The following is a 14,492-nucleotide window of genomic DNA, read 5'->3' as shown; positions in this document are numbered from 1 at the left end:
CCCCCTCGCGAGCCGGGATCCCTGCTATGGCCGAGCATATCCATCGCAACTGGAGCATCACCACCCAAGCTACAGAGAAGGGGTTTATCTTTCGCTGCCGGCTGCTCCAGCAAGATGGCTCTTGCGAGTCGGAGATTGGCACCAAAGCCTACGGCTACTTTCAAAACGAGGCCGAAGCTATTCTGGCGGGCATGGTCTGGATCGACCGGCAGCAACTGCCAGATCACCTAGACGGTCTACTGTTTGACAATGAGGAGCCGGAAGGTTAGATAGGGGCTTCTTCTCGCACCAGCCGCTCCCAACCCAAGCCTTTGAGGGCAGCATTGCGCCGCAGCGGTCGGGTCACCAGCTCCAGCAGAGCCTGGGTGTTGCCGAAGCCGTGGATCTGGGCGAAGGTGAACTCCACCGACCACTTGGTGGTTATCCCCCGTGCCTCTAGGGGGTTGGCGTGGGCCATACCTGTGATCACCAGATCCGGCTGCAGGGCCTTGATGCGCTGGATTTGGTTGTAGTTATCCGGCTTCTCTACGATGGTGGGCTTGGGTACCCCCATCTCTTCGCAGGTGCGCTCCAAGAGGGCCAGCTCAGCCGCCTGGTAGCGTTTGTCCATGTAAGGGATCCCAATTTCCTGCACCGTCATGCCGCAGCGCACCAAGAAACGGGCCAGCGAGATCTCCAGCAGGTTATCGCCCATGAAGAAAACGCTTTTGCCCCGCACCAGCTCCAGATAATCCCGAACTTGGGGATGGCTCCACACTTCCGCTTCCCGCTCTGGCAAGCCCTGAGTCGGGATCCCCAGCTCGCGGGCAATGGCTTCTATCCAGGCGCGGGTGCCATCCGGCCCGATGGGAAAAGGAGCGGTGATGAGCTTAGCCTTTTTGCGGCGTACCAGCGTGGTGGCCGTGCGGCTGAGGAAAGGATTCACCCCCACCACGTAGGTGCCCGGCTCGATGGCCGGCAGCTCCCCATAGCGTTTGGCCGGCAACCAGCCGGAGACGCGGATCCCGTGTTTTTTCAGCTCCAGGGTGAGTTGGGTAACCACCGGATCGGGCACCGAGCCGAAGATCACCAAGGGAGGATGCTTGTGGAAGCCTTCCTCCTCTTTCTTTGTTCCAGAGCGGAGCCCGTAAAAAAGCGCCTGGAGACCCCCGCGGGTTTCCTGCTCCTCTGCCCGCACCTGCTCTGGGCAGCGCTGAGCCATCGAGGCCAAAACCGTGTCTTCCCCTTGGGTAAAGGCGTAGTCGAGGCCATTGGCCCGTGCCACCACAATCGGGATCCCAATCTCCCCCTCCAGCTTCTGGGCTAGGCCCTCCAGGTCCATTTTGATGATCTCGGTGGTGCAGGTGCCGATCCAAACAATCACGCTGGGATTGCGATCTCGTTGAATTTGCAGGCACAGCCGCTTCAGCTCCTCATAGTCGTTGAGCTTGGCGCTAATATCCCCCTCTTCCAGCTCCGCCATGGCATAGCGGGGCTCGGCAAAGATCATCACCCCCATGGCGTTTTGCAGAAAGTAGCCACAGGTTTTGGTGCCGATGACCAAAAAGAAGCTGTCTTCAATTTTTTGATAAAGCCAAGCTACACAACTAATCGGGCAAAAGGTATGGTAGTTGCCGGTTTCGCACTGGAAGTTAAGGGCGTTGGCACTATCCAAAGCAGCATTCATGCTCGTCTCCTAACAACATATAAAGAGGGGAACATTTCGGGCTAAAGGGCCGCCAACTGGGGCACACCCACCAATTTTTCGCTGAGATCCCAAAGCAGTTTGGCCTTGGCATCGTCCGCCGCCTCGTCAGAGACTTCTTGGTTAAAGGGCTTGGCATTCTTGCGTTGCCGGTTGCCCCAGCTCCAGTAGAACCCCGACCGACGAAACTCGGGATCGGCCACCACTTGGGCCACCCGCTCTCCGGCCAATTCCTCAGAAACAAATCCGCCCGTGATGTTTTTTTGGAACCAGGGGAAAAGTTTCTGAAACAGGGGATAGTGATGGCGGAACAGAGCCGTGGTGGCTACACACCCCGGATAGAGAGAGAGGAACGTGATGCCTGTGCTCTCATGGAAGCGACGGTGTAGCTCGCGCATGGTGAGGATATTGCAGACTTTGCTGTCTTTGTAGGCTTTCACCGGATCGAATTTGCCGCCATCGGCCATGCTGATGGGATCCTTGAAGCCCTGGGCAAACCCCCGCAGATCCCCCAGGTGGGGTTGGGGTGGGATCTTACCCCCCAGCTCTTTGGGATTGTGGGTAACCGTGCCCAAGATCACCAGCCGCCGATCTGGATAGGTGGAGCGTTTCAGATCCTCCAACATCAAATGGCAGAGCAAGAAATGCCCCAGATGGTTGGTGGCCATGGTCAGCTCATATCCTTCCGGGCTGCGCAGGGGCTGCTTGAGCAGGGGCATGTAGATGGCGGCATTGCAGACCAAGGCGTCCAAGGAACGGCCCCAGTTGCGGAACTGCTCGACAAACCGCCGCACGCTGGCCAAGCTGGCCAGATCGATGTGCATCAGGGTATAGCTGCCCTGGGGGATCCCCACTTGTTGGGCCACCCGGTAGGCTTTGTCCAGATCCCGACAGGCCATCACCACGTGCCAGCCGCGCTTGGCCAAGGCCAAAGCTGAGTACAGGCCAACACCCGAGGAAGCTCCGGTAATCACGACGGTGGGTTGCTCTTGTCCTTGCATATCCAACTCCTGTGCCATTTCCTTCCCAAAGCGAGATCCCTACAGGATCCATCTTGGGGGGGAAAGCGGATCGGACAACAAATTGATAAGGTTTGCGACAGTCTTCCGAAACAGTGGCTTCATTTTTGGACACACTGCCCCCGCTGGCAGGGGATCCCTTACACCAAGGCCAGTTGGCGGGCTGGAGTGTTGTAAAAGTCGGAGAGCAAAGCAAACAGCTCCCGATCCTCGGCAGGTTGGGGCACGATCCCTTCCGGACGGGCCAGCAGCTCATCGGCGATGTTCAGGTAGTACTGGCAGACAGGCTCCAGGCTGGGATCGGTTTCCGCCATCTCGAAGAGGGTTTTGCCCTTGACCCGCGAGACGCGAATATCTTCAATGAGGGGAAGCACCTCGATAACCGGCATGGGAACTGCCGAGACGTATTTGTCAATCAGATCCCGCTTACTGGTGCGATTGCCGATCAGCCCGGCCAACCGCAGCTTGCGGGTTTTGGCCTTTTCTCGCACCGAGGCAGCAATCCGATTGGCGGCAAACAGGGCATCAAAGCCGTTGTCGGTTACGATCAGGCAGTAGTCGGCGTAGTTGAGGGGAGCCGCAAAACCGCCGCACACCACATCCCCCAGCACATCGAAGAGGATGACATCGTACTCATCGAAGGCGTTCAGCTCCTTCAGGAGTTTGACGGTTTCCCCCACCACATAGCCGCCACAGCCGGCCCCTGCCGGGGGCCCACCCGCTTCCACACAGTCCACGCCGCCGTAGCCGCGGTAGATCACATCTTCTGGGTAGATGTCTTCGTGGTGATAGCCCTTGGCTTCCAGGGTGTCGATGATGGTGGGGATGAGAAAGCCGGTCAGGGTGAAGGTGCTGTCGTGCTTGGGATCACAGCCAATCTGCAAGACCTTTTTGCCCCGCCTGGCCAAGGCCACCGAGATGTTGCAACTGGTGGTGGATTTGCCGATCCCACCTTTTCCGTAAACCGCCAATTTCACAGCGCGTTCCTCCATGGGGCAGACAAGGGACATTATCGGCAGCCAACCCGCCCCCTGAGAACTGTTGCGAAGGATAAAGGTGGATCCCTCAAAAAGCTAGAAGTTCCCAGATCTTGCAAATGGTCCTAAGAAAGTTCCCAGGGCTTCTCAAGTCGATTTTTGATGTTTTTCCCGATTTTAGTTTTAGATATACTTTCATCAGTGATCAAAAGAAAACAATTCCAGATGACAATTCACCCAAATCGGGAAGGATTCAGCTATGCCATGGCGCTGATCCCGTCCTCTTGGCTTGGCGCTGAGGCAGGTCTGGGCTGAGAAAGAATCAAGAATGGTCTCAATTCTGGGGGGAAGGTGGGGGGAACCCTTCGCTCTCAGGGATCGAAGGCAAACGTAACTCGCACCGCTCCTGCAGAATCCACCTCGATCCTGCGCAGGAATTCCCGCAGGTAGGCACGCCGTTCGGTCTCGCTGAGGTCTTGCCAGAAGGGCGGGATGGAGAGGGTTTGGATGGTCTGGGTGAGGTTGGCGGGGGGGAGTTGCTCCAGCTTTTGGGCCAAGCGGGCCGTCTCTGCTCGCAACTGGTAGCGACGCTGGGCCAGGGAGGCCTCGTCCATTAGTCCAGATTGCTGCAGCTCTTCCAATTGCCGCAGCCGCTCGGCGTTGGCCTGGATTTGGGCTTGGAGCTCTTGGCGGACTTGGGTGAGGGCTTGTCGATCCAGGGTCTGGGCGCGTTGGGGCAGTTGTTCGCACACCTGCCGGATCACCTCCTGCAGGACTTCGGTGTAGGGGAGGCTGTAGCGACAGGTTTGGCAGCGCAGATAGAGGTAGGGGGATCCGTTCTTTTTCCCCTTGCGAGGGGTGGTTTGCACAATGCGCAGAAGGCTGCCACAAGCGCAGCAATGAACCAGGCCGGCCAAAGCGCGGGGAGCACTGGCGCTGCGGCGAGGGATCCCTTGGTTGCGTTTGAGCCAGCGATCGATCTGGGCGGCTTCCGTGCGGCTGAGAAGGGCCGGGTGAGTGTCCCGCAGGGTGGTGCCGTCGGCATAGGCCAGATCCCCGCGGTATACCGGGTTGAGCAGCCAGTTGCGTCCGGTGGCCACAGAAATCCGCTTGTGGTGTTTTTCCTCCAAGAAGCGCACCGCCTGCCGCAGGGATCCGTAGAGGAGAAAGTGCTGGAAAAAATCCTGAACGATGCTGGCCTGCCGGCGATCCAGCACGTAACGTTCCCCTTCGCGGCGGTAGCCAAAGGGGGCAGGGCCAGGGGGGGGTTTGCCCGCCAGGCGGTTTTGGGCTTGGCTGCAGCAGAGGCGGCGGCTTTGCAACTGATGGGGGATCTCGGCCAGCAGGGGGATCCAATCGGCAGCCTCGGTGGGGGTTTGCAGACCGGATTCGGTGACCAAGCTGAGGCGGATCCCGGAGTGTTGGAGTTGCAGCAGCCGCTCGTGGATTTCATCCGCCCGATCCCCCAGATCCGACAGGCGCAAGAGCAGCACTTCCTGCACCAAGCCGGCTGTGATGCGTCGGAACAGCTCCTCCAAATGAGTTCGGGATCCCCAATCGTGCAGGATGGGATCGGCCCCTCGCCCCTGGAGCCAGGCCAACTCCTGTTCCGGCAAAGGAGCATGGGAAGGCGTGTAGAGGTAGCCGCAAACGCTCATGGACAAGCCATTCAACTATTGTCACCGCCGCTGCGCCAGAACGGAATCAAGCACCTGGCGAATGTTGCCCTGGGCCTGTTGCAAGTGCTGACGAGCTTCCTGAGCAGAGCACCCCATCAAGGCCACAAGGATCGCGGTTTTCACCTCTCCATCACAAGCCTGCAGCAATTGGGCAGCCGTAGTGGGATCCAGATCGCAGGCTAGGGCCACCATTCGCTCCGCCCGTTGCTTGAGCTTGGCATTGCTGGCCTGGAGATCCACCATTAGGTTGCCATAGGTCTTGCCCAAGCGGATCATCACTCCAGTGGAGATCGTGTTCAACACCAGCTTTTGGGCTGTGCCGGCTTTCATGCGGGTGGATCCGAGGATCACCTCCGGCCCCACCAAAGGGGCAATGGCAATGTCCACCTGCTCGGTTAGCGGGGAAGGGTGGTTACAGGCCAGGCCAATCGTGAGCGCCCCCATGCTCCTAGCGGCTTGGATCCCACCCAGCACATAGGGGGTACGACCGCTGGCGGCAATTCCCACCACACTATCTTGAGCTTGGAGGTGGAGACTCTCCAGAGCGCGGGCAGCCGCTTCCGCGTCATCCTCTGCGCCTTCTACCGCCTGGGTCAGGGCTTTTTCCCCCCCGGCAATCAAAGCCACCACCTGGGTGGGGGAAGTGCCAAAAGTGGGCGGGCACTCAGCCGCATCCAGCACCCCCAGCCGACCTGAGGTTCCTGCCCCGATATAGATCAGCCGCCCGCCGTGACGCATCCGCTGGGCAATGGCATCGATGGCTTGGGCAATCGGCTCTGCTTGAGCAGCCACCGCTTCCGGCACCCGCCGATCCTCAGCGTTGATCCGTTTCACCAGTTCCCAGGTGCTGAGACGGTCGATCTCGGCTGTGGCCGGGTTGGGGCTTTCGGTCAGGGATCCGGGATCCCCGGCCACTTGTGGAGAATCCATAGCAGTGCTTGCTTAGGGGAGAGGGATCCCACGTTTTGTCCCCTCAGATTCTATCTAGCGGTGGCAAGGGATCTCTTGAGGGATCAGTAAACGGAAGAAGAACTGCGCCAACAGCGTCGCCAGCATCCATTCCCGCCAAAACCCCTGCCAACGGGAACGCAGCACGGCCACGGTAGTCCTTCTCCCAGGATGCCCTCATCACCGGCGGCAACCAGCCCAAGCACCCCTCAGTCCGCAGCCAAACCGGTGAATTGAGGAAGGCAAGCACTGCCAGGTGGCGGTACTCTAGAAGGTGTTCTAAGGACTCCGTCCCGCTACTGCGATGAGTAAGTCCATGCAAGCGATGGCAAGGACTCCGTCCCGCTACCGCGACCAGCCTGCCCTGCGCATCTTGATCGTGCGCCATGGTGAGAGCACCTTCAACCTGGAAAATCGCATTCAAGGCCGCTCCGATCTCTCCCGGCTCACCCCCACTGGAGAAGTGCAGGCGCAGCGTGTAGCCGAGGCCCTGGCCGGGATCCCGTTGGATTGCGCCTATTGCAGCCCCCTGTCTCGCGCCCTCGAGACAGCTCGCATCCTTTTGAAAGACCGAGAAGGGATCCCTCTGCACGTTACCGATCAACTGCGGGAGATCGACCTGACGGCCTGGGAAGGGCTGACCTTTGCCGAGGTGCAGGAGAAATACCCCGAAGATTACCACCTGTGGCGGCACCATCCCGACAACCTGGAGCTGGAGGGCCGCTTTCCAGTGCGGGAGCTCTGGCAGCAGGCGCAGGGGTTTTGGGAAATGCTGGCCCTGCATCTGCAATCGGCTGCAGGCCTCTGGAACCATGGAGCGGATCCCTCCCCAAGGCAGCCCCTCAATATCCTCATCGTGGGCCACAGCGGCATCAATCGCGCCCTGGTCAGCACCGCCATCGGCCTGGGGCCACACCACTATCACCGCCTCGGGCAGGATAACTGCGCCATCAGCGTTCTCAATTTTCCCGAGGGCCTGCAGGGGCCGCCACAACTGGAATCTCTAAACATCACCGCTCACCTCGGCCAAGCCCTGCCCAAGCGCAAGCAGGGGATGCGCATCTTGCTGGTGCGGCATGGAGAAACCCAGTGGAACCGAGAGCGCCGTTTTCAGGGGCAGCGGGATATTCCCCTCAATGCCACCGGGGAGGAACAGGCAGCCAAGGTGGCAGAATTTTTGGCCACTCAACCCCTGCAACTGGCCTTCTCCAGCCCCCTGAAGCGCCCCTGGGCCACAGCCGATGCCATCTGCAGCAACCACGGCAACCTCATTTTGCGCCCAATGCCCGACTTGCAGGAGATCTGCCACGGGGACTGGGAGGGCAAGCTGCAAAGCGAAGTCGAAGCTGAATACCCCGGCGAGCTGGAGCGCTGGCAACGGGATCCCGCCAGTGTGCAGATGCCCAATGGGGAAAACCTTCACCAGGTGTGGGAGCGCACTCGCTCCGCTTGGCAGGAGCTTTTGGCCATCACCGCAGCCCAGTTTCCTCAGGGCACGGCGGTTGTTGTTGCCCACGATGCCATCAACAAGGCGATCATCTGTCAGTTGTTCGACCTTTCCCCCCAAGCCTTTTGGATCTTCAAGCAGGGGAATGGTGCCATTACGGTGATCGACTATCCAGAAGGCAAGGAGGGTGCCCCGGTTTTGAAGGTGTTGAACCTCACCACCCATCTGTCGGGCCAGATCTTGGACTGCACCACCGCTGGAGCTTTGTAAAGATGGGCTCATCCCCTCTCCGCGAGCTAACAGGACGACTAACAGGACAAAATGTGCATCTCCAGGGAGTGCGCCTGTTGGATCCTTGGCGCCAGCGGGATGAAGTAACCGATGTGTGGTTGCAAGAGGGTCGCCTGCGGGCCACCGAGCCAGCAGGGATCCCTGCCGACATCCCCACCATCGATGGCTCAGGTTGGGTGGTGGGGCCGGGTTTGCTGGATCTGTATGCCCACAGCGGCGAGATGGTTGGCAGCGATCTGGCCCACAGTCGGGAAACCCTGACCTCTTTGGCTGCAGCGGCTTTGGCGGGAGGCTTTACCCAGGTGGGGCTTCTGCCCACCCCCCTTCCCGGAAGCGGCTTTTTTCCGGTGCTGGATCGCCCGGAGCACTTGAACCGCTACCCCCGCCAATTGGGGGATCCCCGCTGGCTGCCCTGGGCTGCCCTGAGCGTGGGTGGCCAAGGAGAAACTCCAACCCCCTGGGGAGAACTGGCGCAAGCGGGAGCAGTTGGTTTTGCAGAAGTTCAGCCGCTGCGCTCCTTGGCTTTGGTGCGGCGGGCTCTGGAGTATTTGCGGCTGGGAAAGAAACCCCTGCTGCTCTGGGCCTGGGATCCCACCTTGGCCGGGCAAGGTAGCCTCTACGAAGGGATCTGGGCGCTGCGCCTAGGGCTGAAAGGGATCCCTGCCAGTGCCGAAACTGCCGCTCTGGCCCGTCTCTTGGAGGTGATCAGGAGCGTTCCTTCCCCTCCGCCTGTGCACATCATGCGCCTGAGCCAAGCCCGCAGCCTGGAGCTGATCCAACAGGCCCAAGCCGAAGGACTGCCGGTTACCGCCAGCGCCACTTGGATGCACCTGATCTTGTCCGAAGAGGCCGTCTTTGAGCACCGCTACGATCCCCACCTTCGCCTTCTGCCCCCTCTTCCCAGCGCCGGCGACCGAGAGGCTCTGATCGCCGGGATCCGTTCCGGCAGCCTGGGGATCGCGACGGATCACCACCCCTACACCTACGAAGAGAAAACCCTGCCCTTTGCCGATGCTCCGCCGGGGGCGATGGGCCTGGAGCTGGCTCTGCCGCTGCTGTGGCACCATTTGGTAGAAACGGGATCCCTGACAGCGCTGCAACTGTGGTCTGCCCTCAGCCTGTACCCGGCCCGCTGCCTAAACCTAGATCCGCCCACCCTCACCCCCCACAGCGACTGGGTGCTGTTTGATCCCACCCACCCTTGGACGGTTTCTGTTGCCACTCTCCACTCCCGATCGCCAGCGACTCCCTGGCTGGAGAAAACCCTGTGCGGCAAAGTGCTGCACACCCATGTCGAGGGGATCCCATCCCGCAGCTCTGCCCCTTGATCCCGAAGAAGGCCGACAAGACCTGTCCGGAGAAAGAGCCAATTCAAAGAGGGGGATCCCTTCCCGCCAGCAGGACGAGTCCTTAATTCAAAACTAATTCAAAACTCCCCGGCCAGAGCGGCTACGCAACGCTCACACAGCTCTGGATGTTCGGCAAATTCCCCCACACGGGTGGAATAGTTCCAGCAGCGCACGCACTTTTGGCCGTCAGCCGGAAAAACAGAGACCTCCAAGCCTTGACCTGAGGTTTTCTCCAGTTCCACCTGTGAGGTGATGAACAAGTAGCGCAACTCGGCAGCCCGCTCCTGCAAAAGAGCGTATAGGCTGGGATCCGCTACCTTCAGGATTACCTTGGCCTCGGTGGAAGCGCCGATGGGCTTAAAGGACTCCGTCCCGCTAACGCGACCGGTACGGGCTTGCTCCAGAGCCTTGTTCACCTCTTGGCGCACCTCTCGCAGCTGCTCCCAAATGGCCGCCAACTGGGGATCCCGCCAGTGCTCCGGCAGCTTCATCCACCCCCCCTCAAACACCGAACGGGTGGGCTTGGGATAGGGCAGATGGCTCCAAATCTCTTCGGCCATGTGGGAGAGAACGGGGGCGATGGCCTTGGCCAAGTTCTCCAGCAACAGGGAGAGCACCGTTTGACATTGGCGCCGCCGTAGACTTTGGGCATGGCTAATGTAGAGGCGATCCTTGGCAATATCCAGGTAAAAGTTGGAGAGATCCACCACACAGAAGTTCTGAATCGCCTGGAAAAAGCGGTAGAACTGATAGCTGGCAAAAGATTCGCCGATCTCGGATCCCACCTCGTGCAGGCGGTGCAAAATGTAGCGGTCTAGCTCCGTCAAGGCTGCAAAAGGAACGGCATCCTGAGCCGGATTGAAGTCGTAGAGGTTGCTCAGCAAAAAGCGAGCTGTGTTGCGGATTTTGCGATATACATCCGCCATTTGCCCAAGAATGGTCTTACCCAGCGGCACATCCCCGGAGTAGTCCACACTGGAGACCCACAGGCGCAGCACATCCGCCCCGTAGGCGGGATCCGTCTGGGGATCTTTGCCGCCGTTAATTAACACCAGCGGATCGATGACATTGCCCAGGGACTTGCTCATTTTCTGGCCTTTCTCGTCCAGCACAAACCCATGGGTGAGCACCGCCTTGTAGGGGGCATGGCCGTTGACGGCCACGGAGGTGAGCAAACTGGATTGGAACCAGCCCCGGTGTTGGTCGGAGCCCTCCAAATACAGATCCACCGGGTAGCCCAGCCCTTGGGCCTTGGCCACCGCTGCCCAGGAGGAGCCGGAGTCAAACCAGACATCCATGGTGTCTGTGCCCTTGCGGTAGGTGCGGCCATTGCGGCGGTACTGCTCCGGCAGCAGCTCTTCCACTGGGCGCTGCCACCAGGCGTCGGATCCCTCTTGGGCGAAGATGGCCTTGATGTGGTCGAGGGTCTCGGCGGTGAGCAGAACCTCGCCGGTTTCTTCGTCGTAAAAGACGGGGATGGGCACGCCCCAAGCCCGCTGGCGGGAAATACACCAATCCGAGCGCTCCGACACCATAGCAGTGATGCGGTTCTCCCCGATGGCCGGGATCCATTTCACGGTTTTAATGGCCTGCAGGGCCAGCTCCCGGAAGCCAGCTACAGACGCAAACCACTGCTCGGTGGCCCGGAAAATCGTTGGCTCTTTCGTGCGCCAGTCGTAGGGATATTTGTGGTTGTAGGGCTCTTCCTTGAGCAAAGCCCCCGCAGCCTGCAGAGCCTGGATGACAGCAGCATTGCCGCTGGTCTCCGGCTTCTTGGAGAGCACATCCAACCCGACGAACTGGGATCCGGCCTCGGCGGTAAATCTCCCCTGATCGTCCACAGGGCTGAGAATGGGCAGACCATACTTTTGGCCGGTTTTGAAGTCATCTTCCCCATGCCCCGGAGCTGTGTGCACAATGCCGGTGCCGGACTCGGTGGTGACATAGTCCCCCAGCACGCAGAGGCTGGCGCGGTCAAAGAGGGGGTGCCGTCCTTGACTGTATTCCAGGGCGGATCCCGGCAGGGTGGCCTTGATCTCCAGAGGCGTCTCCAGAACCTTCTCCAGCCGCTCCCGCAGATCGGCGGCGATCAACAGCAGGCCGAAGCGGGGAGACTCCACCACTGCATAGGTGAGCTTGGGGTTAAAGCAGAGAGCCAGGTTGGCCGGGATCGTCCAAGGGGTGGTGGTCCAGATGGCTGCCCGCAGGCCCGGCATGAAAGGCTCCAAAACCGGCTGCGCCGCCGGACTCAGGCTCTGTAGCGGAAAGGCCACGTAGATGCTGGGGGAGATGTGGTTGTCGGGGTACTCCAGCTCCGCTTCCGCCAGAGCCGTCTGGGAGCTGGGGCTCCAGTGGACGGGTTTGAGGCCGCGGTAGATGTAGCCCTTGAGGGCCATTTGTCCAAACACCTCAATCTGTGCGGCTTCGTACTCCGGCGACAGCGTCAGGTAGGGCCGATCCCAGGATCCCCATACCCCCAGGCGCTGAAAACTGGCCCGCTGCACATCAACGTAGTGCAGGGCGTACTCCTTGGCTTTTTGTCGCAGCTGCAGAGGGGTGAGGTTTTCCCGCTCCTGCGGAGTGAGGCTTTGCAACACTTTCAGTTCGATGGGCAGGCCGTGGCAATCCCAGCCGGGCACGTAGCGCACCTTGCGCCCCTGCAGGATGTGGTACTTGTTGACGATATCCTTGAGGATCTTGTTGAGGGTGGTGCCCATGTGGATATCGCCATTGGCGTAGGGCGGTCCATCGTGCAGGACAAAGGGATCCCCAGGATTGTGGTCGGCAAGGCGCTGGTAGATTTGCTCTTCCTGCCAAAAGGCTTGAATGGCGGGTTCTCTCTTGGCGGCCTCTGCCCGCATGGGAAACTGAGTTTGGGGCAGGTTGAGGGTACTTTTGTAGTCCACGGCAACTCGAGCCAACTAGAGGGCGTCCTTCTATCCTACGCTGTTGCCTTATCCTCAGCAGTCCATCCCTCACCCCTCTTGTGGGACAGGGGATCCGAAGCCCACGGTCACCCAGAGCGCCTGGAGCTCTCAAACGGCTCCAACAAACCACCGCATGAACTCCCTGATCGAGAAAACAAGAAAAGATTTGTGCTAGTCTCAGGGTGTCGTTTAGTAAGGGAGGTTCCTGCGGATGCCAGATAGTAGTAGTTGTAAGGGTCGTCAAGTTGGGTTCAGCCGGCTGTGCGCCGGGGCTGTTCTCTAACGGTCTGAACTTAGATCCTTCAGTCTGCTGAAGAGTCTTCGCGTTCTGGCTCGCTTGGAGTTCCTCCCGGCAGTCAGGTTCCAGTTGAAGGCCCGCTAGACCGCTCTTTCCCTGACCGCCTGTTGTTGCCTTGGGGGTGGGAGAGAGCGGATAGTTTTGCAGCTAGCTGTAGCGGGGCTTGGAATGGACGGGCGTCTGAAGATGCCAATGTTTCTTGAGGTTGGGTCCTTTCAAGACACCTCGACCCAACCTTTCGAGACCCCTCGGGATTGTTCGGTCAATTGCTGGCAGGAGTGGGGCGATCCACCACCGGAGCACCAAGGGAGTCGCCGCTATCGCAACCGCTCAAAAATAGGGCCAGCACCAGAAAGCAAACAAGCTGAGGGGCGCATAGTTTCCCACCTTAACAAGCTCAACTGCCTGTCCAGATTACCCCAGAGCCATTCCTCATCATCCTGAAGATTTCCTAAGGGACGGTGGGGATGGCCAGGGATCCCTCCAGAGCCAAGCGATCGCTGACGATAAGACGCCGACTCTCCAGCGTGATGCCGGTTTGGTTAACCAACATCACAGAAATCCACTCAGAACGGGGTTCTTGCGGAGCATCTGCCTGTAGGAAGATCCCTCCGGCCTGTAGAGGTTCGAGAGCAAACGAGGTCACCTCTGGGTAGCCCGCCCCGGCAACGGGTTGTTCGGCAACGGCGCCCAACAGCAAAGAGTGGGTGAGAGGCTCTGCCACAATCGCCTGCAGCGAATAGGTGGATCCCGGTTTGACCACCTCCGGCAGGTTCAAGGTGACGGTGGGAGGGGCAGATCCAGAGGTGAGGGTGCTGGCCTCCCGCAGCACTTCTTGGTCAATCAACAGCAGTTGTCCGGGATTGGCTGGATCCGGGCGATAGCGATTGCGCACCAGGGCAGAGGCTTCTACCTGAAAGTCCCCCCGCACCGAGGATTGGGATCCCTCTACTTGGCTGAGAATATCCGCAACAATCTCAGGGCCCACCTGCCGCCAGGAGAGGATCTGGGCCGAATAGGTGAGCTTGGGATGAGAGCTCCACAGCTTGCGGATGGCACCTTCCACCTCTTCCCGGTCCAGCCCATCTCGGTGGCGGAAGTCGGGGCTGTAGCCGGCCATCACCCCTGGCAAATCCCGCCGGTTGGCGGCGGCCACCTGCTGGCTTAGCCACTCCACCAGGGCGGCTGGCGGTGGGCTGGAAACTTGCCGCTGGATCCCACTTTCTAGGGGCATCGGGGCAGCTTGGGCCCAAGCCGAGGACTCCGTCCGGCTGACGTGACCGGCTGTCAATCCAAGGGGGATGCTCCAGCTCACGGCCAGAGCAAGGGGCCAAAGCAGTTGCGGAAAGTTAGATCGGGATTTCAAGCCATGGGCCTCCAGCCGGCAAATCTGGATCCCAGTCTAGCCTTAGGGCAGTTGGGATCCCAAAGTCCAGACCAGATAAGATCGATTGGAATAAGCTTTGGCTCATAGCGCCTGTTCTCCATGGCTCCCCAGCACTCTCCAGCTTTCTTGGCCCTGGTCAACGAGGCCAAAAGCCGCATCCAAGAACTGACAGTCGAGCAGGTCAGGCAAAAACAACTGCAAGGGGATCCCTTCTATTTTGTGGATGTGCGGGAAGAGTCGGAGTGGCAAGCCGGCCACGCTGCCGGAGCCATCCACTTGAGCAAAGGGATCATTGAGCGGGACATCGAGAGGGTGATCCCCGACAAAGAAGCGGAGATCGTCCTGTACTGCGGCGGCGGGTTTCGTTCGGCGTTGGCAGCCGATAATCTACAGAAAATGGGCTATCGTCGGGTGATCTCGATGGATGGGGGCATGCGGGCTTGGCGGGAAGCGGGTTTTCCTGAGGAGCGCTAAACCCAGGGGCGC

The 14,492-nt window shown here is 59.9% G+C and carries 11 protein-coding genes; 4 read left to right on the top strand and 7 right to left on the bottom strand.

Annotated features, from left to right (window positions below; all coding sequences use genetic code 11):
- Positions 1-26: 26 nt before the first annotated feature.
- Positions 27-269: a hypothetical protein gene (locus NW816_RS10160; RefSeq protein WP_414373570.1), complete on the top strand. Its 243-nt coding sequence runs from the start codon at positions 27-29 to the stop codon at positions 267-269.
- Here the strand turns inward: NW816_RS10160 and NW816_RS10155 are convergent.
- From NW816_RS10155 to murQ, 5 genes are all read right to left on the bottom strand, one after another.
- Entirely contained in the window at positions 266-1,666 is a 1,401-nt protein-coding gene (locus tag NW816_RS10155; protein WP_414409072.1) for a ferredoxin:protochlorophyllide reductase (ATP-dependent) subunit N, read from the bottom strand. The genes NW816_RS10160 and NW816_RS10155 overlap by 4 nt on opposite strands.
- Before the next feature lie 41 nt (positions 1,667-1,707).
- Positions 1,708-2,685: a protochlorophyllide reductase gene (locus NW816_RS10150; RefSeq protein WP_414409071.1), complete on the bottom strand. Its 978-nt coding sequence runs from the start codon at positions 2,683-2,685 to the stop codon at positions 1,708-1,710.
- Positions 2,686-2,843: 158 nt separating this feature from the next.
- Positions 2,844-3,680, bottom strand: a complete 837-nt coding sequence (gene bchL, locus NW816_RS10145; RefSeq protein WP_041437180.1) for a ferredoxin:protochlorophyllide reductase (ATP-dependent) iron-sulfur ATP-binding protein — start codon at positions 3,678-3,680, stop codon at positions 2,844-2,846.
- Between the two features lie 371 nt (positions 3,681-4,051).
- Complete coding sequence (locus tag NW816_RS10140) at positions 4,052-5,338, bottom strand: recombinase family protein (RefSeq protein ID WP_414409070.1); 1,287 nt, start codon at positions 5,336-5,338, stop codon at positions 4,052-4,054.
- A 21-nt stretch (positions 5,339-5,359) separates the two neighbouring features.
- Complete coding sequence (murQ, locus tag NW816_RS10135) at positions 5,360-6,289, bottom strand: N-acetylmuramic acid 6-phosphate etherase (protein WP_414409069.1); 930 nt, start codon at positions 6,287-6,289, stop codon at positions 5,360-5,362.
- 334 nt (positions 6,290-6,623) lie between these two features.
- Between murQ and NW816_RS10130 the strand changes: the two genes are divergently transcribed.
- Both NW816_RS10130 and NW816_RS10125 read left to right on the top strand, forming a co-directional pair.
- Positions 6,624-8,024, top strand: coding sequence for a histidine phosphatase family protein (locus tag NW816_RS10130; RefSeq protein ID WP_414409068.1), 1,401 nt, complete (start codon positions 6,624-6,626; stop codon positions 8,022-8,024).
- A gap of 2 nt (positions 8,025-8,026) precedes the next feature.
- Positions 8,027-9,373, top strand: coding sequence for a dihydroorotase (locus NW816_RS10125; RefSeq protein ID WP_414409067.1), 1,347 nt, complete (start codon positions 8,027-8,029; stop codon positions 9,371-9,373).
- A gap of 98 nt (positions 9,374-9,471) precedes the next feature.
- Here NW816_RS10125 and ileS read toward each other — a convergent pair whose 3' ends face one another.
- Positions 9,472-12,315 (bottom strand): isoleucine--tRNA ligase, encoded by a 2,844-nt coding sequence (ileS, locus tag NW816_RS10120; RefSeq protein WP_414409066.1) that lies wholly within the window; start codon positions 12,313-12,315, stop codon positions 9,472-9,474.
- A gap of 755 nt (positions 12,316-13,070) precedes the next feature.
- Positions 13,071-13,985, bottom strand: coding sequence for a hypothetical protein (locus NW816_RS10115; RefSeq protein ID WP_414330578.1), 915 nt, complete (start codon positions 13,983-13,985; stop codon positions 13,071-13,073).
- A 120-nt stretch (positions 13,986-14,105) separates the two neighbouring features.
- Between NW816_RS10115 and NW816_RS10110 the strand changes: the two genes are divergently transcribed.
- Positions 14,106-14,480, top strand: coding sequence for a rhodanese-like domain-containing protein (locus NW816_RS10110; RefSeq protein WP_011432658.1), 375 nt, complete (start codon positions 14,106-14,108; stop codon positions 14,478-14,480).
- Positions 14,481-14,492 lie beyond the last annotated feature (12 nt).

This window comes from Synechococcus sp. W55.1, assembly GCF_047461655.1.
Lineage (GTDB): Bacteria > Cyanobacteriota > Cyanobacteriia > Thermostichales > Thermostichaceae > Thermostichus.
The sequence above is the reverse complement of the archived record's forward strand: the minus strand, read 5'-3'. Positions and strand labels throughout refer to the sequence as shown.